This is a genomic window from Pseudonocardia sp. EC080619-01 (assembly GCF_001420995.1).
Classification (GTDB): Bacteria; Actinomycetota; Actinomycetes; order Mycobacteriales; family Pseudonocardiaceae; genus Pseudonocardia.
This window is the reverse complement of the sequence record NZ_CP012184.1, coordinates 4785993-4810178: the sequence shown is the minus strand read 5'-3', so window position 1 is coordinate 4810178 and position 24186 is coordinate 4785993. Positions and strand designations below refer to the sequence as shown.

At 76.2% G+C, this 24186-nt stretch carries 23 protein-coding genes and 2 riboswitches; of the genes, 7 read left to right on the top strand and 16 right to left on the bottom strand.

What is annotated here, in order from left to right:
- Position 1: 1 nt before the first annotated feature.
- The 5 genes from AD017_RS22575 to AD017_RS22555 all read right to left on the bottom strand — a co-directional run bounded on the left by AD017_RS22575 (position 2) and on the right by AD017_RS22555 (position 4763).
- Positions 2-1060, bottom strand: a complete 1059-nt coding sequence (locus AD017_RS22575; RefSeq protein WP_060575486.1) for a winged helix DNA-binding domain-containing protein — start codon at positions 1058-1060, stop codon at positions 2-4.
- A gap of 37 nt (positions 1061-1097) precedes the next feature.
- Positions 1098-2225 carry an LLM class flavin-dependent oxidoreductase gene (locus AD017_RS22570; protein WP_060575484.1) on the bottom strand — a complete coding sequence of 376 codons (1128 nt, stop codon included), beginning with the start codon at positions 2223-2225 and terminating at the stop codon, positions 1098-1100.
- 71 nt (positions 2226-2296) lie between these two features.
- Complete coding sequence (locus tag AD017_RS35850; RefSeq protein ID WP_193408768.1) at positions 2297-2761, bottom strand: pyridoxamine 5'-phosphate oxidase family protein; 465 nt, start codon at positions 2759-2761, stop codon at positions 2297-2299.
- A 59-nt stretch (positions 2762-2820) separates the two neighbouring features.
- Positions 2821-3615, bottom strand: coding sequence for an IclR family transcriptional regulator C-terminal domain-containing protein (locus tag AD017_RS22560; RefSeq protein WP_060575482.1), 795 nt, complete (start codon positions 3613-3615; stop codon positions 2821-2823).
- Positions 3612-4763 (bottom strand): lyase family protein, encoded by a 1152-nt coding sequence (locus AD017_RS22555; RefSeq protein ID WP_060575481.1) that lies wholly within the window; start codon positions 4761-4763, stop codon positions 3612-3614. Before AD017_RS22555 ends, AD017_RS22560 begins: the two co-directional genes overlap by 4 nt.
- 40 nt (positions 4764-4803) lie before the next feature.
- On the opposite strand from AD017_RS22555, the gene AD017_RS22550 reads away from it, so the two are divergent.
- From AD017_RS22550 to AD017_RS22535, 4 genes are all read left to right on the top strand, one after another.
- Positions 4804-5451 (top strand): HAD hydrolase-like protein, encoded by a 648-nt coding sequence (locus tag AD017_RS22550; protein WP_060575479.1) that lies wholly within the window; start codon positions 4804-4806, stop codon positions 5449-5451.
- A 45-nt stretch (positions 5452-5496) separates the two neighbouring features.
- Positions 5497-6396 (top strand): MOSC domain-containing protein, encoded by a 900-nt coding sequence (locus AD017_RS22545; protein WP_010227286.1) that lies wholly within the window; start codon positions 5497-5499, stop codon positions 6394-6396.
- 325 nt (positions 6397-6721) lie between these two features.
- Positions 6722-7468 (top strand): CoA transferase subunit A, encoded by a 747-nt coding sequence (locus tag AD017_RS22540; protein WP_060575478.1) that lies wholly within the window; start codon positions 6722-6724, stop codon positions 7466-7468.
- Entirely contained in the window at positions 7468-8094 is a 627-nt protein-coding gene (locus AD017_RS22535) for a 3-oxoacid CoA-transferase subunit B (protein WP_060575477.1), read from the top strand. The genes AD017_RS22540 and AD017_RS22535 overlap by 1 nt, the downstream gene beginning before the upstream one ends.
- A gap of 42 nt (positions 8095-8136) precedes the next feature.
- Here AD017_RS22535 and AD017_RS22530 read toward each other — a convergent pair whose 3' ends face one another.
- Together AD017_RS22530 and AD017_RS22525 are read right to left on the bottom strand one after the other, a co-directional pair.
- A complete protein-coding gene (locus AD017_RS22530; protein WP_060575476.1) occupies positions 8137-9348 on the bottom strand; it encodes a cytochrome P450 in 1212 nt (403 codons plus the stop codon).
- Between the two features lie 39 nt (positions 9349-9387).
- A complete protein-coding gene (locus AD017_RS22525; RefSeq protein ID WP_060575474.1) occupies positions 9388-10524 on the bottom strand; it encodes an FAD-binding oxidoreductase in 1137 nt (378 codons plus the stop codon).
- Positions 10525-10780: 256 nt separating this feature from the next.
- Between AD017_RS22525 and AD017_RS22520 the strand changes: the two genes are divergently transcribed.
- The 3 genes from AD017_RS22520 to AD017_RS22510 all read left to right on the top strand — a co-directional run bounded on the left by AD017_RS22520 (position 10781) and on the right by AD017_RS22510 (position 13464).
- Positions 10781-11101 carry a hypothetical protein gene (locus tag AD017_RS22520; protein WP_060575472.1) on the top strand — a complete coding sequence of 107 codons (321 nt, stop codon included), beginning with the start codon at positions 10781-10783 and terminating at the stop codon, positions 11099-11101.
- A 102-nt stretch (positions 11102-11203) separates the two neighbouring features.
- A complete protein-coding gene (locus tag AD017_RS22515; RefSeq protein ID WP_227012556.1) occupies positions 11204-11911 on the top strand; it encodes a 4'-phosphopantetheinyl transferase superfamily protein in 708 nt (235 codons plus the stop codon).
- Positions 11908-13464 carry a DNA polymerase IV gene (locus AD017_RS22510; protein ID WP_227012555.1) on the top strand — a complete coding sequence of 519 codons (1557 nt, stop codon included), beginning with the start codon at positions 11908-11910 and terminating at the stop codon, positions 13462-13464. The genes AD017_RS22515 and AD017_RS22510 overlap by 4 nt, the downstream gene beginning before the upstream one ends.
- 7 nt (positions 13465-13471) lie before the next feature.
- Here the strand turns inward: AD017_RS22510 and AD017_RS22505 are convergent, their stop codons facing one another.
- The 9 genes from AD017_RS22505 to AD017_RS22465 all read right to left on the bottom strand — a co-directional run bounded on the left by AD017_RS22505 (position 13472) and on the right by AD017_RS22465 (position 24156).
- On the bottom strand, positions 13472-13861 hold the full coding sequence (locus AD017_RS22505) for a hypothetical protein (RefSeq protein ID WP_060575469.1): 390 nt from the start codon (positions 13859-13861) through the stop codon (positions 13472-13474).
- A gap of 35 nt (positions 13862-13896) precedes the next feature.
- A riboswitch (cobalamin riboswitch) is annotated at positions 13897-14084 on the bottom strand.
- 2 nt (positions 14085-14086) lie between these two features.
- Positions 14087-15727 carry a chloride channel protein gene (locus AD017_RS22500; protein ID WP_060575468.1) on the bottom strand — a complete coding sequence of 547 codons (1641 nt, stop codon included), beginning with the start codon at positions 15725-15727 and terminating at the stop codon, positions 14087-14089.
- Complete coding sequence (locus AD017_RS22495) at positions 15724-16239, bottom strand: MarR family winged helix-turn-helix transcriptional regulator (RefSeq protein WP_010230287.1); 516 nt, start codon at positions 16237-16239, stop codon at positions 15724-15726. The genes AD017_RS22500 and AD017_RS22495 overlap by 4 nt, the downstream gene beginning before the upstream one ends.
- Before the next feature lie 41 nt (positions 16240-16280).
- Positions 16281-17501 (bottom strand): uroporphyrinogen-III C-methyltransferase, encoded by a 1221-nt coding sequence (gene cobA / locus AD017_RS22490; RefSeq protein WP_060575466.1) that lies wholly within the window; start codon positions 17499-17501, stop codon positions 16281-16283.
- A gap of 55 nt (positions 17502-17556) precedes the next feature.
- Positions 17557-17628: riboswitch (cobalamin riboswitch) on the bottom strand.
- Positions 17629-17829: 201 nt separating this feature from the next.
- On the bottom strand, positions 17830-18213 hold the full coding sequence (locus AD017_RS22485; protein WP_060576543.1) for a cobalamin biosynthesis protein: 384 nt from the start codon (positions 18211-18213) through the stop codon (positions 17830-17832).
- 151 nt (positions 18214-18364) lie between these two features.
- On the bottom strand, positions 18365-19741 hold the full coding sequence (locus AD017_RS22480; protein WP_193408767.1) for a cobyrinate a,c-diamide synthase: 1377 nt from the start codon (positions 19739-19741) through the stop codon (positions 18365-18367).
- Positions 19738-20352, bottom strand: coding sequence for a cob(I)yrinic acid a,c-diamide adenosyltransferase (gene cobO / locus AD017_RS35845; protein ID WP_029239795.1), 615 nt, complete (start codon positions 20350-20352; stop codon positions 19738-19740). The genes AD017_RS22480 and cobO overlap by 4 nt, the downstream gene beginning before the upstream one ends.
- A gap of 13 nt (positions 20353-20365) precedes the next feature.
- Positions 20366-22600 (bottom strand): putative cobaltochelatase, encoded by a 2235-nt coding sequence (locus AD017_RS22470; protein ID WP_060575463.1) that lies wholly within the window; start codon positions 22598-22600, stop codon positions 20366-20368.
- Positions 22597-24156 (bottom strand): cobyric acid synthase, encoded by a 1560-nt coding sequence (locus tag AD017_RS22465; protein WP_060575461.1) that lies wholly within the window; start codon positions 24154-24156, stop codon positions 22597-22599. The genes AD017_RS22470 and AD017_RS22465 overlap by 4 nt, the downstream gene beginning before the upstream one ends.
- Positions 24157-24186: the final 30 nt, after the last annotated feature.

Here is a 24186-nt window from a genome sequence, read left to right as displayed (position 1 = left end):
GTCAGCCCGCGTACCAGGCGGTGAGGCGCTCGGCCTCGTCGGCGACGGCGCGGGCGGACGCGGCCGGGAGGTCGGCGAACGGCGAGGTGACGACCCGGCCGTCGTCGTGGGTCCAGGTGCCGGCGACCCGGCCGTCGACCAGGAACGTCGGGGCCGAGCGGGGCCTGCTCGTCGCGAAGACGAGGTGCCGGTGCGCGGCGGGCAGGATCCGTCCGCGGGCGGCGTGGGCGAGCAGCAGCACGGCGTCGAACGGGCCCAGGAACCGCACCGGTGCCGGGGTCCGCGGGTCCGGGAGCGGTGCCCGCGGGACGTCGACGAGCTCGGTCCCGTCCTCGTCGCGGAACCGGCGCAGGTCCAGCTCCCCGAGCGCGGTCCGGGCGACGCGGACCGGCCAGCCGGCGAAGCGGGCGACGTCCGGCGCGGAGGCCGGGCCGAACGCACGCAGGTACCGGCGGGCGAGTTCGACCCTGGCCTGCTGCACGGCGTCCTCGCCGGGGTCGCCGGTGTCCCGGCCGCCCCGGGCGGCCAGGCCGTAGACGTGCGCGCGGGGCGTCGTCCACGTCCCGGCCGGCGGCACCCGGACCAGCGGGACCCAGTGCTGGACGCCGGGGAAGGTCCCGGCGGGAAGTCCGCGCGCCGCGAGCTCCGCGGTGATCTCCGCATGGCGGCGTGGTCCGCCGGCGAGGAGATCCGCGACGACCGCCGCCGCGGCGGTCATGTCGTCGCCGGTGACGTCCCGGCGGAGCCGTAGCCACTCCGCCCGCTGCTCGTCGCGGACGGCCGCGGTGAACGTCGGGTGGTCGTGCCGGCTCAGCATGTGGATCGTCGAGCGCATCGCCCAGGTCTGCACGACCCGCCCGTCGTGCAGCATCGCGGTGAGCGCGGCCCGGTCGAACCCGCGGAGCCGTGCGGCCAGCCCGAGATAGCCCGACGGCGCGTGCTGGGTCTGCAGCCCGCCCAGCCGTTCCAGGGCCCGGGGCACGCCCAGGTCGGCCCGCTCCAGCAGCAGCTGGCGGGCGAGCAGGGCCCGGAGCGAGTCGTCCGCGGTGAGCAGGCGCATGCCGCGATCCTGCCCGGTCCGCGCCGGTCGGTGCGCCTCAGCGCGTGGCGTACCGGTTCGCCGGGCGGGACAGGCCGAACCGCTCACGCAGCGACCCGTCGTAGGGCGCGGGTGACCAGACGTCGCCGAGCGCGGGCAGCAGCCCGTCGACGATCTCCCCGGCACCGCTCGGCAGGGCCAACGGCGCGAGGACGAACCCGTCGGCGGCCCGTTCCTCGGCGGCGTCACGCAGCAGCGCGGCGAGCCCGGCCGGGTCCCCGACGTGGCGCAGTGTCGCCGGTCCGAGGTCCGCCCCGGCCGGGGCGAGCGCGTCGAGCTCCCGGAGCCGGTCCGCGGCGTCCGGGCCGAGCAGGGTCTCGACGTCGAGCACCACCGGGACGGTCCCGGGGTCCCGGCCGGCGTCGGCGACGGCGGCCCGCACCCGGTCCCGGGCCTCGGCCGCCGCGGCGACGGAGGTCGCGGCGACCCGGACGACGTCGGCGTGGCGGCCCACGACCGGCAGCGCCGCGGTCTCGTCGCCGCGCAGCACGGTCAGCGGCCGCCCCTGCGGCGGCCGGGGCGTGATCGACGGGCCCTTCACCGAGAAGAACTCGCCGGCGAAGTCGATGTGGTGGAGCTTCTGGCGGTCGACGAACCGGCCGGTCGGGGCGTCGCGGATCTCGGCGTCGTCCTCCCAGGAGTCCCAGAGCCGGGCGACGACGTCGATCACCTCGCCGGCCTCGCGCCACAGCGTCGCCGGCTCCTCGGGTCCGGTGCGCCCGAAGAGGTCCGCCTCGGTGCGGGTCCGCGACACGTCGGGCTGCCAGCCGGCACGCCCGGTCGCGACGAAGTCGAGGGTGGCGACCGCCTTGGACAGGTGGAACGGCTCGGTGTGGGTGACCGTCGCGGTCGGGACGACGCCGATGCCGGGCACCGCGGGGGCGACCCGCGCGGCGATCGCGACGGCGTCGAGGGTGCCGGGCACCGCGGCGGGGTCGTCCGACGGGGGCAGCAGCGAGTCGGGCAGCGCGACCAGGTCGAGACCACCGCGCGCCGCGGTCCGGACGACGTCGACGTGGTGCTCGGCGGTGAGCAGCCGGTCCGGATCGGCGCCGGTCGACCGCCAGGCGCCGGGATGCCGCCCGGCCGCTCCGAGCTCGACCGCCAGGTGCAAGCGTCCGCTCACCGTGCCTCCCTCGTCGTGACCGTCCCTCCGGCGCAACCGGGCCGTGCGGGCCGATGTTCCCGCCGGGGACCTCAGCCGGCCCGGACCGCCACCCGTTCGAGCCCGCCCGGGCCGACCCGCCAGGCGACGATGCGGCGCAGCCGGACCCGCAGCGGGCGGGCGAACACCTGCCGCCAGCCGTCGAGTTCCTGGTCACCGAGCATCTCCCGGTACTTCTCCCCGAACTCGCGCAGCTCCGGCTCCGACGGTTCGACGGCCGGTGCGGCGTCGCCCTCGGCGAGCACGACGTTGGTGCCCGACGCCGCGGTGTCCAGCGACAGGCACACCCCGGGCCGGTCGCGGAGCCGGGCGACCTTCGCGGTGTCCGGCCTGCTGAAGATCAGGATCTCGGGGTCGGCGAACAGGAACCAGACGGGAACCGAGTGCGGGCGGGCGTCGTCGCCGACGGTGGTCAGCCAGATGACCGGTTCGGCCGCGAGCCGGGCCGCGACGTGGGCGTGCCCGGGCGCACCGCGGTCGAGCAGCGCGGCCGTCATCGCAGGCCCCCGGCCGACATGGTGATCTGAATCACAGTAGTCATGCCGCCGATGGTGCCCTATCCGGCGGCCCGCAGGTCCGCCTCGATCGCGGACACGCACGCCCGCAGCTCCGGGAGCACGTCCGTGCGCAGGGTCGCGGCGTCCAGCCGGGACGCGTGGGTCGACACGTTCGCCGCGGCCGTGACCCGCCCGGCCCGGTCGTGCACGGGAACCGCGATCGAACGCAGCCCTTCCTCGAGCTCCTGGTCGACGACGCAGTGCCCGTCGGCCCGGACCCGGCCGAGCTCGGCCCGCAACGCCTCCGGGGCGGCGACGGTGTGCTCGGTCAGGGTCTCCGGACGCAGCCCAGCGAGGTAGGTGTCGAGGGTGGCGGGCGGCAGCGCGGCGAGCAGGACACGACCCATCGACGTCGCGTAGGCGGGGAACCGGGTCCCGATGGTGATCGCGACGGTCATGATCCGCGACGTGGGCACCCGGGCGACGTAGACGACGTCGTAGCCGGTGGCCGGGTCGCCGTCGAGCACCGAGACCGACGCCGACTCGCGCACCGTCGCGACCAGCCGCTCCAGGTGCGGGGCGGCGACCTCGGGCAGGCCCATCGCGGACAGGTAGGACCAGCCCAGTTCCAGCACCCGCGGGGTGAGGGCGAACAGCCTGCCGTCGGTGCGGACGTAGCCCTCGTCGGCGAGGGTGAGCAGGAACCGGCGCGCGGCGGCGCGGGTGAGGCCGGTGGAGCGGGCGACGTCGGCGAGGGTCTGCTGCGGGCGGTCGGCGTCGAACGAGCGGATGACGGCGAGCCCGCGCGCCAGCGACCGGACCTGCTCGCGGCGCTCCCCCGGCTCCTCGCTCACCGCGGTCGCCCCGCCAGCACCCGGTCGGCCAGCTCCGCTGCGTGGCCCGCCCCGCTGCCCTGCGCGCCCGCGGCGAGCGCCAGGTTCCGGCCCATCGCGTCCGGGTGCACCTGCAGTCCCTCGAGACACGTCCGCAACCGGGAGGCGGCGCCGGCGGTGACCCGGAGCAGCCCGGTGAGCGTCTCCCACTCGGCGTGCCAGGCACCGGCGGCGCGCTGGAACTCCTGCTCCTGCGCCGCGAGCAGGGTCGCGACGAGGCCGGGGGCCCGCGTCGCGGCACCGCGGGCGGTCACGGCCGCGGCGGGGTTGCGCTTGTGCGGCATCGACGACGAGTCCCCCGGCGCGGCCTCGGACACCTCGCCGAGCTCGGTCGCCGACAGCAGGACGACGTCGCCCGCCGGCTTCGCGCACGCCCCCGCCGCGACGCCGAGCGCCCCGGCGAGCTCGCCGATCCGGGTGCGCTCGGTGTGCCACGGGACGCCCTGCGGGGCGAGCCCGAGCCGGGCGGCGAGCGCGTCGGCGACGGCCGGGCCGTGCGGGTGGGTCGCGGCGAGCGTGCCGGCGGCGCCGCCGTACTGGACGGGGAGCTCGTCGAGCACCGCCGCGAGCCGCACCCGGGCGCGGTCCAGTCCGGCGCACCAGTTCGCGGCGACCAGGCCGAACGTCGTGGGGAGCGCCTGCTGACCCAGGGTCCGGGCGGCACACGGGGTGCCGCGGTGGTCGCGGGCCAGCGCGGCCGCGGCATCCGCGCAGGCCGCCAGGTCCTCGGTGATCCGGTGCCCGGCCCGGCGGGTGAGCAGCACGAGCGCGGTGTCCAGGACGTCCTGGCTGGTCGCGCCCGGGTGCACCGCCCGCTCGGCGCCCGGCTGGATCCGCGCCGCGGCCGCCTTCAGCCGCTTGACCAGCGGGATCACCGGGTTGCCACCCTCGACGGACTCCGCGGCGAGCGCGGCCGGGTCCACCCCGGCGACGGCCGCCACGGCCCGCTCGACCCCGTCGGCGTCGTCGGTGGAGACCGCGCCCTGCTCGGCCGCGACCGCCGAGAGCGCCAGCTCGACCTCGAGCAGCGCGGCGATCCAGGCGCCGTCGTCGAGCAGCACGTCGACCCGGTCCGTGCCGGACAGCGGGCCGAAGAGGGCGTTCGCCATGCGGACGAGTGTACGCAGAGAGAACAGGGAGGATGGAGCCGTGCTGACCCACATCCTCCTCGATCTCGACGGCACCCTCGTCGACTCCGCCCCCGGCATCCTCGGCTCGATGCGCCGCGCCATCGACGAGGTCGGCCTCGACGTGCCCGAGTCCGCGCTGGGCACCCACCTGCTCGGGCCGCCGCTCTACCGCTCGCTCCCGCCGATCCTCGGCGAGGAGGGCACGGCGGCGGTACTGCCGGTCTACCGCCGGATCTACGGCGACGAGGACGGCTGGATGGGGAGCAGGCCCTACCCCGGCGTCGAGGAGCTGCTGCGGGCGCTCGGCGACGCCGGCGTGACGATGGCGCTCGCCACCAGCAAGGCCGAGCCGTCGGCGCGCAAGATCCTCGCCCACCACGGCTGGACCGACCTGTTCACCGAGATCGTCGGCGACACCCGCACCGCTGACCGCCCGACCAAGGGCGCCGTGGTCGCCGAGGCGCTGCGCCGGCTGGGGAACCCGTCCGGTGTGGACGAGCCGCTGATGGTCGGCGACCGGCTGCACGACGTCGAGGGGTCGGCCGAACACGGCCTCCGCTGCGCCGGCGCGGGCTGGGGCTACGCCGAGCCGGGCGAGCTGGAAGCCGCGGGTGCCGAGATCGTGTACGCATCCGCGGACGATCTCCGGGTCGCACTCCTCGGCTGAGGACTTCCTTTCGCCGGCCCGTTCGCGACCGGTAGACACCGAGGTATGACGGTCGTCTCACTGCACCGGTACCCGGTGAAATCCATGCTCGGCGAGTCCGTGGAACGGTCGGTCGTGACCGGCCGCGGGCTGCTGGGCGACCGGGCACTGGCGGTGTACGACGTCGAGTCGGGCACCGTCGCGAGCGCCAAGGTCCCGCGCCTGTGGTCGGGCCTGCTCGACTTCTCCGCGCGGTTCGCCGCCGAGCCGGAACCGGGCCGCCCGCTGCCCGAGGTGGAGATCCGCTTCCCGGACGGCTCGATGCTGCGCTCCGACGACCCGGGGATCGACACGGCGCTCTCCGCGATCCTCGACCGCGAGGTCCGGCTCATCGCCGAGCCACCGGAGGGCAGCCAGTTCGAGGAGGTCTGGCCGGAGTTCGACGACCTCCCGATCGACCAGCTCGCCCCCGGGCAGCTGATCGAGGGCACCACCGCCCGGCACGAGGACACCGGCGAGCGGGTCAGCCGGTTCGACGTCTCCGCGTTCGGCGCGCCGGGCACCTTCTTCGACCTGTCCACGCTGCACGTGCTCACCGAGTCCACACTGGACCGGCTGCGCGAGCTCGCCCCGGACGCGACCTTCGACCCGCGCCGTTACCGCCCGAACGTCGTCCTTCGCGGCGAGGACGCCGGCTTCCTCGAGAACGACTGGCCGGGGTCGGACGGCACCATCGGCGGCGTCGCCGTGCGGTACTCGTTCGCCACCATGCGGTGCGTGATGACGACGCTGGCGCAGGGCGACCTGCCCCGCGACCCCGGCACCCTGCGGACCATCGCCAAGCACAACCGGATCGAGATCCCGCAGATCGGCGGGGTCTGGGCGTGCGCCGGGGTGTACGCCGACGTCGTCACCGACGGGGAGATCGCGGTCGGCGACGAGCACGAGGCCCCCACCGCGGCCTGACCCCGCGCCCGGCACCCGGTCGGCGCACCCCGTCACCGTCGGCGCACCCCGTCACGTGGCGGCGTGCCCCGTCGTCGGCGCACCCCGTCACCGTCGGCGCACCCCGTCACGTGGGGGCGCACCCCACGCGACGGGTGCGTGAGCCGGCGCCGGGGCGCACGGACAGACGACGGGGTGCTCCAGCTCGGGACGGCCGCCGGACGGAGCGGGCCTGGCTACGCGACGGCGCACGCCCGCGCTCCGTCGGCACCGATGACGTTCGCACAGCGAACGCTTGTCCGCAGATCGCACACTGCGGTACCGTCGCGTCCGACGGAGGTGCGTGATGGACAAGGTGGTGGTATCCGCCGCGGACGCGGTCGCCGACATCGGCGACGGCGCGTCGCTCGCGGTCGGCGGGTTCGGCATGTCGGGCGTCCCGACGGTGCTGATCGCCGCCCTGCTGGAGCAGGGCGCGACCGATCTGGAGACGATCTCGAACAACCTCGGCGTCGACGGCTTCGGCCTCGGCACCCTGCTGTCCGCCGGCCGGATCCGGCGCACGATCGGCTCCTACGTCGGCAACAACAAGGAGTTCGCCCGCCAGTACCTGGGCGGCGAGCTGGAGCTGGAGCTGACGCCGCAGGGCACGCTCGCCGAGCGGCTGCGCGCCGGTGGCGCGGGGATCCCGGCGTTCTACACCCCGGCCGGCGTCGGCACGCTCGTCGCCGACGGCGGCCTGCCCTGGCGCTACGCACCCGACGGCTCCGTCGCGGTCATGTCGCCCGAGAAGGAGGTCCGCGAGTTCGACGGCGTGTCCTACGTCCTCGAGCGCGCGCTGACCCCCGACTTCGGGCTGGTCCACGCCTGGAAGGGCGACCGGCACGGCAACCTCGTGTTCCGGCGTTCGGCGCGGAACTTCAACCCGGACGCGGCCGCCGCGGGCCGGGTCACGATCGCGCAGGTCGAGCACCTGGTCGAGCCGGGCGAGATCGACCCGGACCACGTGCACACCCCCGGCATCCACGTCCAGCGCGTCCTGCACGTGCCCGGCGTGGAGAAGCCGGTCGAGTTCAGGACGGTGAGCGGCTGATGGCCCTGACACGCGACGAGATGGCCGCCCGGGTCGCCGAGGAGCTCCCGGACGGGTCGTACGTGAACCTCGGCATCGGCATGCCCACCCTGGTCCCCGGGCACATCCCCGACGGCCGCACGGTGGTCCTGCACTCGGAGAACGGGATCCTCGGCGTCGGTCCCTACCCCACCGACGACGAGATCGACCCCGACCTGATCAACGCCGGCAAGGAGACCGTCACCGTCACCGACGGCGCCGCCTACTTCGGGTCCGCGGAGAGCTTCGGCCAGATCCGGGCCGGGAAGCTCGACGTCGCCGTCCTCGGCGGCATGGAGGTCGCGGCGAACGGCGATCTCGCGAACTGGTCGGTCCCCGGCAAGATGATCAAGGGGATGGGCGGCGCGATGGACCTCGTGCACGGCGCCCGGCGCGTCGTCGTGATGATGGACCACGTCTCGAAGGACGGGTCGCCGAAGATCGTCGAGCGCTGCTCGCTGCCGATCACCGGCCTGGGCTGCGTCACCCGGATCGTCACCGACCTCGCCGTCATCGACGTGACACCCGACGGTCTCGCGCTGGTCGAGACCGCCCCGGGCGTCTCCGCCGACGAGGTGCGGGAGAAGACCGGCGCCCCGCTGGCCTGACGGCTCGTGAGTGGTTGACGCGGTCCTGACCGCGTCAACCACTCACGAGCGCGCAGCGCCCACAGTCACGGGCATCCCCGTCAGCCCGCGGACCAGGGTCGACTCGCGGTAGGTCAGCTCCGACGGATCGACGGCGAGCGCGAGGTCCGGGCGCTGCGCGACCAGCTTCCCGATCGCCACCCGTCCCTCGGTGCGTGCCAGCTGGGCCCCCAGGCAGAAGTGGATGCCGTGCCCGAAGAACACCCCGCCGGACGCGACCCGGGTGATGTCGAGTTCGTCGGCCCGCTCGGTCCACGCGGGGTCCCGGTTGGCCGCGGCCAGGCCGAGCATGACCGTCGATCCGGCCGGGATGGTCACCCCGGAGTAGGTGACGTCCTCGCTCGCGAACCGCATCGGCGTGTTCGTCACCGGCGACTCGAACCGCAGGAACTCCTCCACCGCCGACGTGATCAGTGACGGGTCGTCCTGCAGCCTCGCCCGCTCCCCGGGATGGGTCAGGAGGGCCAGGACGCCGTTGCCGATCAGGTTGACCGTCGTCTCGTGCCCGGCGATGAGCAGCAGCATCGCCATGGCGACGAGCTCCTCGTGGGACAGCGTGTCGCCGTCGGCCTCGCTGACCGCGAGCAGCGACGAGAGCAGCGCGTCGTCGGGCTCGGTGCGCTTGCGCTCGATGAGCTCGCTCAGGTAGCCGTGCAGGCTGCCCATCGCGGCGAACTTCTCCTCCTGCGGCGAGTCGTCGACCATCACCGACGACCACGCGGAGAACTGGTCCCGGTCCTCCGCAGGCACGCCGAGCAGCTCACAGATCACGAGCACCGGGACGAGGAACGCGTACTCCCGCATGAGGTCGACCGGCCGGTCGGCGGGCAGCCGGTCCAGCAGCTCCTGGGTGATCTCCTCGACCCGCGGCTGCAGCTCGTTCATGCGCCGGACGGTGAACGAGCGGCTGACCAGCTTCCGCAGCCGGGTGTGGTCCGGCGGGTCCATCAGGATCATCATCGGCGTCGGCGCCGCGGCGTGCTCGTCCCGCTGGTCCGCCGGCAGCGTGTAGCGCCAGTCCTTCGACAGCCGTGGGTCGACGAACGCCTCCCGGACGTCGGCGTAGCGGGTGATCAGCCACGCCTTCCCGTCCGGCAGCGCCAGCTCGCGCACCGGCTCGTCGTCGCGCAGCGCCGCGTAGGCGGGGTGCGGGTCGGTCCAGAAGTCGCCGGAGAACAGGGCGTGCGGCTCGGTGCCGGTGGTGGTCAGCGCCATGTCCCCATGGTGCCAGCGATGGGTAAGCGACCGCTTACATCAGCCGAGACGAGTGACGGAGCACACATCCGGGTCCAGCGCGACGTCCGCCGGGGCCGGCCGCCCGAGGATCACCGACGCGGCCAGGGCGGCCAGCGCCGGGGCGGACTCGATCCCGGACCCGCCCTGCCCCGCGACGAGGTGGAAGCCGGGGTGACCGGGGCGGGCACCCAGCACCGGGGCCCGGTCCGGGGCGAACGTCCGCAGGCCGGCCCATGCGGTCCGCACCGAGCGCAGGCCCAGCGTGGTCGCCTCGCCGACCCGGTCCAGCGCGAGCGCGACGTCGAGCTCGTCGGGCCGGGCGTCGCCGGGCGGCTGCGGGGTCTCGTCGGCGGGTGACACCAGGACGGCGTCGGCCTCGGGCTTGAGGTACCAGCGCTCGGCCGCGTCCGCGATCAGCGGGAGCGGTGCTCCGCCCGGGCGGAGCACCGACGGATCGGCGACCGGGCAGGCGGCGATCGTGCGGCGGTGCGGCACCAGCCCGGCGCCGGGGACGCCCGCCAGTGCGGCCACCTCGTCGGCCCAGGCCCCGGCGGCGTCGACGACGGCGCCGGCCCGCACGACGTGCCCGGCGACCGTCCGCGCGGTCCAGCCGTCGCCGTCGCGGGCCAGCGCGCTCACCCGGGCGTCGCGCAGGACGGTGCCACCGCGGGCGCGCAGGCCGCGCCGGTAGCCGTCGTGCAGGGCCGCGGTGTCGACGTCCGCCGCGCCGGCGGTCCAGGCGGCGGCCCGGGGCGGCCGGCGCAGGACGGGTGCCCGGCGGTGCGCCTCGTCCGGGTCCAGCGCGACCGGGGCGCCCGGCTCGCCGGCCTGGTCGGCGAGCATCGCGGCCAGGGCCGCGGCGCCGTCGTCGTCGGTGCCGACGTGCAGCACCGGGCGCGGCGTCAGCAGCGGCGGGGTGCCGAGCTCGTCGGGCAGCGCGGCGAAGCGCGGCCCGGACGCCGCGATCAGCGCCCGGAACGGCCCCGACCCGTGCCCGGGGATGTAGGTCGCCGCGGACCGTGCGGTCGAGTGCACCGGCATGTCGGTCTCGGCCTCCAGCAGCACGACGCGCGCGTGCGCGGCCAGCTCGTAGGCCACCGACACACCGGCGATCCCGCCGCCGATCACGACCAGGTCCGTCAGGTGCGCGTCCACCGGCGCGACGGTAGCCGCGGAAAACCGGTGGCACGCCGTGGCGGTGGTCTCCTACCGTTCCCGCCATGCTGATCCGGTTCCTCTGAGCGGCCCGCCGGGGCTCCTCCCGCGAGTCCCCGCGCCCGCCGGCCCGTGACGTCCGTCCCCGGGCCCGGAACCGATGCCGCGCGCTCCGCCGCATCCCGCCGTCCGGCGTTCCGGCACGTCACCGGCCCTCCTCGGTCAACGTCCGACCCGTCATCACCTGGAGGCCCGTATGCGCACCACCCGATCCCGCTCCACCGCCACGCCCGGCGACACCACCACGTCCGGCGGCACCACCGTGCCGTCCCCGGCCCTCCTGCCCGGACCCTCCGCGGCGGGCCCGGACACCGGTACCACCGGCACGGGTGCCGCGACCGTGCCCGGCACCGGCGCGTCCGACCGCCCGGCCAACCGCGCCGAACGCCGTGCCGCGAAGCGCGGGAAGGGCTCCGGCGGGGCGTCCGGCCCGGCCGCGCCCCGCACCGCGGGACCGACGCCGCACGTGAAGCCCGCGCACGTCCGCACGGACTTCGCCGCCCGCCGGTCCGGCTGACCGGTCTCCGTGGCCCGTGCCCGTCACCGGGCACGGGCCACGGACCGTGATCACACCCGAGCACCACCCCCGCTGTCGGTGGCCCGTGCGACGCTGTCCGCCGTGACCGTCTCCGTCTGGTGGGCCGCGCCGGTCGAGCCCTCCTCCCGGCCCGATCTCGTCGCGCTGCTCGACGACCACGAGCGCGACCGGATGGCCGCGCTGCGCCGCGACGACGACCGCGCCCGCTACCTCGCCGCGCACGCGCTGACCCGCCTCGTCCTGGGCACGCATCTCGACGCCGATCCGGCCGGGCTCGATCTCGACCGCACCTGTCGCTGCGGCCGGCCGCACGGCAAGCCCCGGCTCACCGGCCGGCACGACGACCCCGGCTTCTCCCTCACCCACTCCGGCGCGCTCGTCGGCGTGGCGCTGGGGGCCGGGCCGGTCGGCGTCGACGTCGAGCAGCACAGGCCCCTCCCCGACCTGGACGGCCTCGCCCGGCACGCCCTCTCCCCCGCCGAGCGCGACGCGGGCGTGCTCGCGGCCGACGGGTTCCTCGTCACGTGGGCCCGGAAGGAGGCCCTGCTCAAGGCCACCGGCGAGGGCATGAGCAGCCCGATGGAGGCGATCACGCTGTCCGCGCCGGACGCCGACGCCCGCGTCCTCGACTGGCCGGATGCGGGCGGGCCGTGGTGGGTCGCCGACGTCGCCACCCCGCACCCCGACCACCCCGGCGCGGTCGCCGGTGCCGGGCACGCCGCGCCCCGGATCGACGTCGCCGACGGCGACGCGGTCCTGTCGGTGGTCCGGGGCACCATGGGGCGGTGACGACACCGGACGGGAGGAGCCCGGGCGCCCCGCGGACCGCGTCCGCCCGATGGGTGCTGCACCTCGACATGGACGCGTTCTTCGCCTCCGTCGAGCAGCTCACCCGGCCGACGCTCGCCGACCGGCCGGTGCTGGTCGGCGGGGCCGGTCCGCGCGGCGTCGTCGCCGGGGCGAGCTACCAGGCGCGGGTGTTCGGGGCGCGCTCGGCGATGCCGATGGGCCAGGCCCGGCGCCGCTGCCCGCACGCGACCGTGCTGCCGCCCCGGTTCGCGCTGTACAAGGCGATCTCCGACCAGGTGATGGGGGTGCTCGCGGAGTTCTCCCCGGTGCTGGAACCGGTGTCGGTGGACGAGGCGTTCATCGAACCGCCGGTGCTGGCCGGGGCGGATCCGGCGGCGGTCGACGAGTTCTGCACCCGGCTGCGCGCGGCGGTGCGGGAGCGGACCGGGCTGCCGGCGTCGGTCGGGGCCGGGTCCGGCAAGCAGATCGCGAAGATCGCCTCCGAGCTGGCGAAGCCGGACGGGCTGCGGGTGATCGCCCACGCCGAGCAGGAGACCGTGCTCGCCGCACTGCCGGTGCGGTCGTTGTGGGGCATCGGACCCGTCTCCGGTGAGGCGCTGCGGAAGATCGGGATCGAGACGATCGGCCAGCTCGCCGCCATGGACGGGCGCGAGGTCGCCGGGGTGCTCGGCACCGCGATGGGCACCGAGCTGCACCGGCTCGCCCGCGGGATCGACGACCGCCCGGTCGCGCCGCGCGGCGCGGCCAAGCAGATCTCCGCGGAGACCACGTTCGACACCGACCTCACCGCGATGACGGCGGTGCACGACGCCGTCGCGTCGATCTGCGTCGCGGTGCACCGGCGGCTGGTCGCCGACGGGCGCGCCGCGCGCACCGTCACCGTCAAGGCGCGGACCGGGGACTTCACGACCCACACCCGGTCGGAGACGACCCCGTTCCCCAGCCGGGACCTCGCCACGCTGACCGCGGTGGCCCGCCGGCTGGCCGACACCGCGGTCGGCGAGGGCGGGGTCCGGCTGCTCGGGGTGTCGGTGTCCGGGTTCGGCGACGAGCCGCCGCTCGCGCTGTTCGAGGCGGTCCCGTCGGAGCAGGGCTGGCGGGCGGCGACGAGCAGCGACACCGCGGAGCCGGGCGGCACCGACGCCCCGGAGCCGGGCCCCGGTGGACCGGAGCGCGGCACCGGCGGAGCAGCGGCCGCGGAGCCCGGCGTCCCGGGCGGTACCGCGACGATCGCCGGCCACGCCGTCGTCACCACCGTGGCGGCGGCGGCCGACGAGCCGGCACCGCCGACGGTCGGCCCGGGCCCCACCCGTCCGGACCGGGTGCCCGACCCGGACCGGCCGTGGGCCGCGGGCGACGACGTCCACCATCCCGAGCACGGGCACGGCTGGGTCCAGGGAGCGGGGCACGGCCGCGTGACCGTCCGGTTCGAGACGGCGCTGACCGGCCCGGGCCGCACCCGAACCCTCGACGCGTCCGACCCCGTCCTGGCCCGCGCCGATCCGCTCAGCAGCTGGCAGGCACCCGCCTGAACCCCGGTCAGCCGATCAGCGGGCTCCGGTGCGGGGGCGCGACCCGGGTCCCGGCGGGGACGCGGACATCGAGGTCCGGGCAGCAGCGTTCGAGGCCGTCCAGCACGGCGCCGAGCGCGACGTCGGACCTCGGCTCCCCCGCCACGAGCAGCACCGCGGTGCCGGACGGGGCGGCGCCCGCCCAGGTGGTGAGGCGCGCCACCGCGTCGCGCGGGGACACCCCCTCGACCCGCCACGCCTCGGCGTAGAACAGCGCGACCGACTCGGGCCCGCGGGGGAACGTGAAGACGGTGTCCGCCTCGGCGAGCAGGTCGTCGGCCCCGGAACCGGCCGGGCCGGACCCGGCGTCGGGCTCGGTGCCGAGCACGACCAGGACCGGGCGCGCGTCGTCGCTCATCGCATGACCTCCTCGAGGGTCCTCGCCCTCACCAGTGGATCTCCTGCGACGACGGCCAGTCTCCTGGCTCGCGGATCGTCACGCGTCCCCGGCCTTCCCGCCCGTGGTGGGCCGTGACCGTGGGTGGGGACGCGCTCCCCGATGACAGTGGCGGGACCGCGCCGGACTCGCACCGGCTTCCTGCACCGTCGTCGTCACCGAGCCCATCACGCGGACGGGCGAGGGTCAACCACGGCCGGTGGAGCCCACACCCCGCAGATGATCGAGGACGTCGTGCTCGGCGAGCGTGCCCAGCAGCGGGCCGTGCGGTGTCTCCCGCACCGGGAGCCCGGCCCCGCGGTGCGCCGCGAGCAGGTCCAGGACGTCGTGCACCGGGGTGTCCGGGGTGAGCGGCCCACCGGCCCCCGGCTGCGGACGCCCGTCGGCCGGGGAGGCCCCGCCGTCGTCGGCGGGGTCGAGGGGACGCATCACCTCGCCGACCGTCACCCATCGCAACGCCTCGTCGGTGGGGGTGTCGGCGGCGAGGTCGATGCCGCGCCGGAGCAGCTTGAGCGTGTAGATGTCGTCCCGCGAGACCAGGTGCGAGAGCCCGGTGGCGAGCACGACGGCCGCCATCAGCGGCAGGATCAGGGCGTAGTCGCCGGTCAGCTCGAACACGATGAGCACCGCGGTGATCGGGGCGTGCGCGGCCCCGGCGAACACCGCCGCCATCCCGACCAGCCCGAACGCCCCGGGGTCGAGGTGCAGCGCGGGGAACGCGGCCGCGGCGGCGACCCCGAACGCGGTCCCGGCCGTCCCGCCGATGAACAGCGAGGGCGCGAACACGCCGCCGGACCCGCCGATCCCGATGGTCAGGCTCGCCGCGACGATCTTGCCGATCACCAGCAGGAGCAGGAACCCGAACACGTACCGGCCCTCGATCGCCCCCTCCAGCACCGGGTAGCCGACGCCGTACATCTGCGGCAGGGCCAGCAGCAACGCCCCCAGCAACAACCCTCCGACCGCGGGGCGCAGCCACTCCGGGCCGCGCCAGACCGCGTCGCACACGTCCTCGATCCGGTAGAGGATCCGCGCGAACGCCCAGCCGAGCAGCCCGGCGAGCAGCCCGAGCAGGGCGTAGAGCGGCAGCTGCGCGGCGCTGCCCAGCTCGAAGTGCGGCAGCGTGAGGATCGCGCGGTCCCCGGCGATCAGCTCGGCGGTGACGTTCGCGGTCACCGAGCTGATCACCAGCACACCGAAGGCCTCCGCGCCGAACGACCGGAGGATCAGCTCCAGCCCGAAGACGACACCGGAGATCGGCGCGTCGAACGTCGCGGAGATCCCGCCCGCCGCCCCGCAGGCGACCATCAGCACCAGCCGGGTCGACGGCACCCGCAGCCACTGCCCGATCGCCGAGCCGAGCGCGGACCCGATCTGCACGATCGGCCCCTCCCTGCCGACCGAGCCGCCGGTGCCGATGCAGATCCCGGACGCGAGCGCCTTCACCCCGGCCACCGTCGCCGGGATCCGGCCGCCGCGGCGCGCGACCGCGACCATCACCTCGGGGACGCCGTGCCCGCGGGCCTCCGGTGCGAACCGCTGGACCAGCGGCCCGTACACGAGCCCGCCGAGCACCGGCGCGACCAGCAGGAACCAGACCCCCAGCGCGGGCAGGTGCTCCGACGGGACGCGCCCTGCGCCGGAGTAGTCCTCCCGTCCGGTGACCAGCCAGGTCACACCGAGGATCAGCTCGTGGAACAGCACCGAGCCCACCCCGGCTCCGACGCCGATGATCACGGCGAGGCCGACCAGGCCGGGCCTGGTACCGACGAGCGCCCGGTGCAGCGCACGGAGGGCCGGGCGGGGGGCTGCGGCGACGGCGCTCACCGGGCTGCCCCGCCCTGGTCGTCCTGCTCGCCCACGGACAGCGGGGCGACGGCCCAGTCCGTCTCGGGCACCTCGCCCGCCGCGGCGGCGAACGTCCGCAGCGCGTCGCGCACGGCGGTCCGTTCCCCCGCAGGCAGCGTCGCGAGCAGCCGGTGCATCTCCGCACGACGGCGCCGGGTCACCTCCCGGACCAGGTCCCGGCCGGCGCCGCTGAGCGCGACGGCGACCTCCCGGCGGTCCGCACCGGTCCGGGTGCGCTCCGCCAGCCCGCGGGCCACCAGGCGGTCGCACATCCGGGTCGCGGTGGACGCCGACACCGCCAGCGCCACGGCCAGGTCCGCCGGGCGCCGGGTGCCGTGCTGGGCCAGGACGACCAGCGCCCGGTACTGGGGCACGGTCACGTCCTCGCCCGCGTGCTCACCGGCGGCGGCCAGGGACCGGGCCACCACCGAGAGCATCGCGCGGCTCGCGGTCATGACCGCGTCCACGACGTCGTCGATCTCGTCCGTCACGCCCTCATCGTTGCACACTGCAAAGTTGCAGTGTGCACGGATCAGTCGGCGACGGGTGCCTCCAGGCCCGCCACGGGCCCGATGACGATGATCGCGGGCGGGCTCACCTCGGCCTCGGCGGCGACCTTCTCGGCCGTCTCCAGGGTGGCGCGCACGGTGCGCTGGATGCGGGTGGTGCCGTCCTGCACGATCAGCACCGGGGTGTCCGCGGCGCGGCCGTGCGTGATCAGCGCGTCGGCGAACCGCCCGAGCCGCTCGACGGCCATCATCAGCACGATCGTGCCGGTCATCCGGCCCAGCGCGGTCCAGTCGGTGAGGCTGCGCGGGTCGTCCGGCGCGACGTGCCCGGAGACCACGACGATCTCGTGCGCCACCCCGCGGTGGGTCACGGGCGTCCCGGCGACGGCGGGTGCCGCGAACGCGCTGGTGATGCCGGGGACGACGGTGACCGGCACCCCGGCCGCGGCGCAGGCCTGGACCTCCTCGAACCCGCGTCCGTAGACGAACGGGTCGCCGCCCTTCAGCCGGACGACGAACCGGCCGGCCCGCGCGTTCTCGACCAGCAGCTCGTTGATCTTCTCCTGGGCCATGGCGCGGCCGTAGGGGATCTTGGAGGCGTCGATCACCTCGACGTCGGGCGGGAGCTCGTCCATGAGGTCGCGCGGGCCGAGCCGGTCGGCGACGACGACCTGTGCCCGGGACAGCAGCCGCCGTCCGCGGACCGTGATCAGCTCGGGATCGCCGGGCCCGCCGCCGACGAGCGCGACGCCCGCCTGCGGGAGCTCGGCGTCCTCGTCGACGACGCCGGACTGCAGCGCCTCCACCAGCGCGGTGCGCACGGCCGCGGAACGGCGGTGCGCACCCCGGGCCAGGACGCCGACGGTCAGCCCGTCGTGCAGGCCGGTGGCCGGGGTGACGGCGGTGCCGCGGCTGCCGTCGTCGGCCCGGACGCAGAAGACCCGTCGCCGCTCGGCCTCGGCGGTGACCGCCTCGTTGACGGACGCGTCGTCGGTGGCGGCGATGGCGTACCAGGCGCCGTCGAGGTCGCCGTCGGCGTACCCGCGGGCGGACCAGGTGATCTCACCGGCCGACACCATGCCCTCGACCGCCGGCGTGACCTCGGGCGAGACGACCTCGACCACGGCCCCGGCGGCGATCAGACGGGCGGTGCGGCGCTGCGCGACCTGCCCCCCGCCGACGACGACGACCCGTCGCCCGGACAGGTCCAGGCCGACCAGATACTGCTCGTGCTGCGCGCTCAACGACGTTCCTCTCCCGGGTGGTCCGCGCCCGGACGTGGGTTCCGCGCCGACGGCGAGGTCCGGCTCCCGGGCCCGCGGACCCGGTCACGGCGGCGGGACCGCCCCGGACTCTCACCGGGTTCCCGCTCGACGGCGACGATCGAGGATAACGACCGACGCATGCGTGTCCGCCCCACGGAGGCCAACCCCACACCACCGGCCAGGGTCGGATCCCCTTCCCTCCGTCCCGGGTTCGCACGGGATCGCTCGCCTCGCACGGGATCGGATCCCGTGCGAGCGGAGAAACTCCGTGCGAACAGGGGCGGGGAACCGAGGGGCGAGGGGCGGGTCAGGGGCGGCGGGCGACGGCGGCGGTCACGCCTGTGCCGGTGGTCTTGGGCACCACGAGCTCCGCGCCGGGGCCCGCGGCCAGGAGCGCCGCCGCCTCGGCGACCCCGGGCGTCCCGGTGGCGGCGGCGACCCGCGCGCTGGGGTGCGGCACCACGACCCCGGCCAGCTCGGTCGCGGTGAACCCCCGCGGCACCCGGGGTGCGACGGCCGCGCGCAGGCCGGGCTCGCCGGCCCGCCGGTCCAGGGTGGCGACGTCCGCGGAGGCCAGGTCCAGCCCGTGCCCCGCCGCGACCCGGTCCAGGAGCCGGCGCACCGCGTCCTCGGAGCATCCCGGCCGCGCCCCGATCCCGACGACGAGCCCGTCCGGACTCCCCGTGGTCACGGCCGGCCCGGCACGCACCGCCGGGGCAGGACCGCACCGATCCGCGGCCGGGGCCCCGCAGCCCCCGGGCAGGGCGACGCGGCCCCCGGCACGGCGACGCGGGCACCGGTCACGGCGATGCAGGCACCGGTCACAGCGACGCGGGCGCTGCTCACGGTGACGCGGGCGCCGTCGTCGCCCCGCGTGCGGCGGCGACGAACCGGGCCACCGCCTCCGGGACGCCCGCCGGGTGGGTGTGCAGGAACGAGGCGTGCACCCCGTCCACGACGTACCCCTCGGGCTCGCCGCCGCGCCACACCCAGGCCGGTGCCGCCCCGGCCCGCGGGGTGACGGCGCAGCGGTGGAACTCGTGCGCCCCGACCCGGGCACCCGCCGGGAACGGCGCGGACCCGGAGACGGCGACGGCGTCCCGGTAGCCCAGGGTGAGTCGTGGGGTCATCGCGGCGGACGCGTCGAGCACCCCGCACATCGGGGTCCCGTCGAGGTCCCGGCACAGGTAGAGGAGCCCACCGCACTCGGCGTGCACCGGCGCCCCGGAGGCCGCGAGCCGCGCCACCCCGGACCGCAGCGACGCGTTCTCCCCGAGCGCACCGACGTGCTCCTCGGGGAACCCGCCGGGCAGGACGAGCGCCGCCGTCCGGTCCGGCAGCGACGGGTCCCGCAGCGGGTCGACGACCGCCACCTCGGCCCCGGCCGCGGCCAGCAGCTCGGCGTGCTCCGCGTACCCGAACCCGAACGCGGGCCCACCGGCCAGTGCGACGACGGGCCGCTTCCCCGCACCCGGTACGGGGCCCGCCGCGGCGGTCTCGGCCGCCGGGTCCCACGCCGGGCCGTCCGGCAGCGGCCGGGCGAGTGCGAGCACCGCGTCGAGGTCGACGTGCGCCGCCACCAGCTCCGCCATCGCGTCCACCGCAGCGGTCGCGGCGGACCCGTGCTCGGCGGCGGTGACCAGCCCGAGGTGCCGGGAGGGCACGGCCAGCTCAGCGCGCCGCGGCACGGCGCCCAGCACCGGCAGGCCGACCTCGTCGGCCGCGGCCCGGCACACCTCGGTGTGCCGGTCGGAGCCGACCCGGTTCAGGATCACACCCGCGACCTGCACGGACGGGTCGAACGACCGGAACCCGTGCAGCAGCGCGGCGAGCGAGCGGGACTGCCCGCGCACGTCGACGACGAGCACCACCGGCGCTCCCAGCGCGGACGCGACCTGCGCGGTCGATCCGGCGCCGTCGGCGATCCGCCCGTCGAACAGGCCCATCACGCCCTCGACGACGGCGACGTCGGCCCCGGCCGCCCCGTGCCGGGCCAGCGGCGCGAGCCGGTGGGTGCCCTGCAGCACGACGTCGAGGTTCCGGCCCGGACGCCCGGCGGCCAGGGTGTGGTAGCCCGGGTCGATGTAGTCCGGCCCGACCTTGAACGGGGCGACGCGGGTCCCGCGCCGGCTCAGGGCCGCCATCAGACCGGTGGAGATGGTCGTCTTCCCGCTGCCCGACGACGGCGCCGCGACCACGACCGCCCGGGTCGGGTTCACCACTCGATCCCCCGCTGCCCCTTCTGGCCGGCGTCCATCGGGTGCTTGACCTTCGTCGTCTCCATGACCAGGTCGGCGGCGTCGACCAGGGCCTGCGGCGCGTCCCGCCCGGTGATGATCACGTGCTGCTGCCCGGGCCGGTTCGCCAGCACCTCGACGACCTCGTCGGTGTCGATCCAGCCCCACTTCAGCGGGTAGGTGAACTCGTCGAGCACGTAGACCCGGTGCCGCTCGTCGGCGATCCGGCGGCGGATCTCGGCCCAGCCCTCGCGGGCGTCGTCGGCGTGGTCGGTCTCGGTCCCCTGCTTGCGCGTCCAGGACCAGCCCGAGCCCATCTTGTGCCACTCGACGGGCCCGCCCTGGCCGGTGTCGTCGTGCAGCTTCCCGAGGGCGCGGAACGCCTCCTCCTCGCCGACCTTCCACTTCGCCGACTTCACGAACTGGAACACGCCGATCGGCCAGCCCTGGTTCCAGCCGCGCAGCGCCATCCCGAACGCGGCGGTCGACTTGCCCTTCATGACGCCGGTGTGCACCACCAGCAGCGGGCGGTTGCGGCGCTGGCGGGTGGTCAGCCCGTCGGCGGGGGTGACGCTCACCTGTCCCTGCGGCACGGTCGTTCTCCCTTCACGCGGCCTGAGCGGTGCGGGCGGAGCGCACGAGGTCGCCCACGCTGTCGGCGGTCAGCTCGTCGAGGGTCACCAGCTCGCCACCGGCCGCGGCGGCCAGCGGCGCGGCCAGCCCGAGCCGGACGTGCCCGCCCTCGCAGTCGACGACGACGGTGTGCACCCCGTCGGCGGCCAGCAGACCGGCGGCGCGGCGGGCGTCCGACACCGGGTCGCCGCCGTCGCGGGCGGGCACGGTGGCACGACCGTCGGTGAGCAGCACGACCAGCGGGCGGCGGCGCGGGTCCCGGCGGCGCTCGGCGTCGAGCACGGCGCGCGCCTTCAGCAGCCCTCCGGCGAGCGGGGTGCGCCCGCCGGTACGCAGCTTCGCGAGGCGCTGCTGCGCGGTCGGGACCGACGACGTCGGCGGCAGCGCGAGCTCCGCCGCGCGGCCCCGGAACGTCACCAGCCCGACCTTGTCCCGGCGCTGGTAGGCGTCACGGAGCAGGCCGAGCACCCCACCGGAGACCGCCGTCATCCGCTTCCGCGCGGCCATCGAGCCCGACGCGTCGACGACGAACAGCACGAGGTTGCCCTCCCGCCCCTCGCGCTGGGCGCGGCGCAGGTCGGTGCGGTGGACGAGCAGGCCCGGCCCGCTGCGCCCGCGCGTGGCCTGGTGCGGCGCCGCGGCGAGAACCGTGGCGGGCAGGTGCAGGTCGGCGGCGCGGGTCGTGCCGGAACCGGTCGGGCGGACGACGCGGCCGGTGTCGGTCCGGGCCCGCGACCGGCGGCCGGGCGCGCCGGCGCCCAGGCCCGGGACGGTGAACTTGCGGACGGTGGCCCGGCGCAGCCGTGCGGTGTCCCCGAGGACGACGGCGCGGCCCTCGCCGTCGTCGCCGCCCTGCGGGGTGCCGTCGGCCGGGTCCGGTGCGGGGGCGTCGGATCCCTGCGGGCCCTCCTCGCCCTCCTGGCCGCCGCCGGCGTCGTCGCGGGGCGCCGCCGGGTCGCCACCGGTCCCCGATCCGTCCGCCCCACCGGGATCGGTCCCGGGTGCGTCCGGGGCGCCGCCGTCGGAGCCACCCGGACCGTCGGGGCCGCCGTCGCCCGGGTCCTGGTCGCCGCCGGGCCCCCCGTCGTCCGGGCCGCCGTCCGGGTCGTCGTCCGGGTCGTCGTCCGGGTCGTCGGGGCCGTCGTCGGGGTCGTCGTCCGGGCCCAGGTGGTCCTCGGCGTCCCGCAGGGCCTCGTCGAGGTCCTTCTCGTCGAGGCCGGGCTCGTCGAACGGATCGCGGCGGCGGCGGTGCGGCAGCGCGAGCCGGGCGGCGACGCGGACGTCGTCCTCCGTCACCGCCGTCCGGCCCTCCCAGGCGGCGTGTGCGGCGGCGGCGCGGGTGATGACGAGATCGGCGCGCATGCCGTCGACGTCGAACCGGGCGCAGACGAACGCGATCCGCTCCAGCTCCCGGTCGGAGACGCGGACGGACCCGACGCGCTCCTGGGCGGCGCGCAGCCGCCCGGCGGTCGCGGCCTCGTCGCCGGCGTAGCGGGCCGTGAACCCGGCGGGGTCGTCCTCGAACGCCATCCGCCGCCGGGTCACCTCGACCCGGGTCGCGACGTCGCGCGACGCCCGCACCTCCACCGTCAGCCCGAACCGGTCGAGCAGCTGCGGACGCAGCTCGCCCTCCTCCGGGTTCATCGTCCCGACCAGCAGGAACCGGGCCGCGTGCGAGACGGAGACGCCGTCGCGCTCGACGTGCGCACGGCCCATCGCGGCCGCGTCCAGCAGCAGGTCGACGAGGTGGTCGTGCAGGAGGTTGACCTCGTCGACGTAGAGCACCCCGCGGTGGGCGTCGGCGAGCAGGCCGGGCTGGTAGGCGCGGCGGCCCTCGGACAGCGCCCGCTCCAGGTCCAGGGAACCGACGAGACGGTCCTCGGTGGCTCCGACCGGCAGCTCCACGAGCCGTGCGGGCCGGGTGGACGCGGCGGGCTCCGCGGCGTGCGGGCCGTCCGGGCACCCCGGGTCGGGGGCGGCGGGGTCGCAGCCGAACCGGCAGCCGTCGACGACGTCGTGCTCCGGCAGCAAGGCGGCCAGTGCGCGCACCGCGGTCGACTTGGCGGTGCCCTTCTCCCCGCGCACCAGCACCCCGCCGACGCCCGGGTGGACGGCGTTGAGCAGCAACGCCAGCCGCAGGTCGTCGTGCCCGACGACGGCGGAGAACGGGAAGCGGGGGGTGGTGCCGGCCGTGCTCGTCGAACTCACCCGCGTGAGGCTGCCAGACCGGACGCCAGCACCGGGAGGTCCGGCGGCGCTCCGTGTCCGATCACATGTTCAAGTGTGGACGTATCGAGATGATGTTCGACCAGGTCGGCGAGCAGATCGACCTGCCGGGTCCGCTCGGCGTAGAACGACGTGTCGTCGGCCACCCGGAAGCCGTCCCGCCCGGCCTCGGCGGCGAGCCGGGTGAGCAGCAGCCTGCGGAACCCGTCGTTCTCGGCGAGGCCGTGCCAGTGCGTGCCGAGCACGCCGCCGCGGTCGGAGCCCTCCCCGGCGCCGTCGACCAGCGCGGGGTCACCGGAGCGCACGACACGGCCGTGATGGATCTCGTAGCCGGTCACCGGCTCACCCCAGGCGGTCGCGGTGGGCGTGCCGAGGTGCTTGACCGGGTCGAACGCGATGTCGAGATCGAGCAGCCCGAGCCCGTCGACGACGGTGCCCGCCTCCGCCTCGGCGCCGTCCGGATCGGCGATCGTGCGGCCCAGCATCTGGTACCCGCCGCAGATCCCCAGCACCGGACGCCCGGCGGCGGCGTGCGCGCGCACCGCGTCCGCCATCCCGGACGCGTGCAGCCACGCCAGGTCGGACACGGTGGACTTCGACCCCGGCAGGACGACGACGTCGGTGTCCGCGATCCGGGACGGCTCGGACACGTACCGGACGGCGACGCCCGGCTCGCAGGCCAGCGCCTCGGCGTCGGTGGCGTTGGAGATCCGCGGGAACCGGACCACCGAGACCCGCAGCCACTGCTCGCCCCGCTGGGGCGCCGGGCTCCCGAGCACGCCGTCAGCGACCGCGGACAGCGAGTCCTCGGCATCGAGCCAGAGCCCCTCGGCGAACGGGAGCACCCCGAGCGTCGGCCGCCCGGTGAGCACCCGCAGCTGCTCCAGGCCCGGTTCGAGGAGGCGCGGGTCCCCGCGGAACTTGTTGATCACGAACCCGGCGACGAGCGCCTGGTCGGCCGGGTCGAGGACGGCGAGCGTGCCGAACAGGTGCGCGAGGACGCCGCCCCGGTCGATGTCCCCCACGACGAGCACCGGCAGGTCGTTGCGGCGCGCCAGGCCCATGTTCGCGAGGTCGGTGGCCCGCAGGTTGATCTCCGCGGGTGAGCCGGCGCCCTCGCAGACGACGACGTCGTAGCGGCTGCGCAGTTCCGCCAGCGACGCGGCGACGACGTCCGACAGCGCGGCCGTCCGGTGCCGGTAGGACAGCGCCGAGACCTGCCCGTCGGCGCGCCCCCGCACCACGACCTGCGACGTCCGGTCGCTGCCCGGCTTGAGCAGGACCGGGTTCAGGTCGACGCCCGGGGCGATCCCGCAGGCGAACGCCTGCATGGCCTGGGCCCGCCCGATCTCGCCACCGTCCGGGGTGACGACGGAGTTGTTGCTCATGTTCTGCGCCTTGAACGGCGCGACCCGGACGCCGCGCCGGTGCAGGAACCGGCAGATCCCCGCGACGAGCGCGCTCTTGCCCGCGTCCGAGGTCGTACCGGCGACGAGCACGGCACCCGTGAGGTCGGTGCCCGGAGGATCAGCAGCCACGGCGATCAGTATCCCCGCGCCCCCCGACTA

Excerpts from the sequence above, each read along its gene's own strand:
- AD017_RS22575 (WP_060575486.1), bottom strand. The coding sequence starts at position 1,060 with ATGCGCCTGCTCACCGCGGACGACTCGCTCCGGGCCCTGCTCGCCCGC.
- AD017_RS35850 (WP_193408768.1), bottom strand. The coding sequence starts at position 2,761 with ATGACGGCCGCGCTGCTCGACCGCGGTGCGCCCGGGCACGCCCACGTC.
- AD017_RS22555 (WP_060575481.1), bottom strand. The coding sequence starts at position 4,763 with ATGGCGAACGCCCTCTTCGGCCCGCTGTCCGGCACGGACCGGGTCGAC.
- AD017_RS22545 (WP_010227286.1), top strand. The coding sequence starts at position 5,497 with ATGACGGTCGTCTCACTGCACCGGTACCCGGTGAAATCCATGCTCGGC.
- AD017_RS22540 (WP_060575478.1), top strand. The coding sequence starts at position 6,722 with ATGGACAAGGTGGTGGTATCCGCCGCGGACGCGGTCGCCGACATCGGC.
- AD017_RS22535 (WP_060575477.1), top strand. The coding sequence starts at position 7,468 with ATGGCCCTGACACGCGACGAGATGGCCGCCCGGGTCGCCGAGGAGCTC.
- AD017_RS22530 (WP_060575476.1), bottom strand. The coding sequence starts at position 9,348 with ATGGCGCTGACCACCACCGGCACCGAGCCGCACGCCCTGTTCTCCGGC.
- AD017_RS22520 (WP_060575472.1), top strand. The coding sequence starts at position 10,781 with ATGCGCACCACCCGATCCCGCTCCACCGCCACGCCCGGCGACACCACC.
- AD017_RS22505 (WP_060575469.1), bottom strand. The coding sequence starts at position 13,861 with ATGAGCGACGACGCGCGCCCGGTCCTGGTCGTGCTCGGCACCGAGCCC.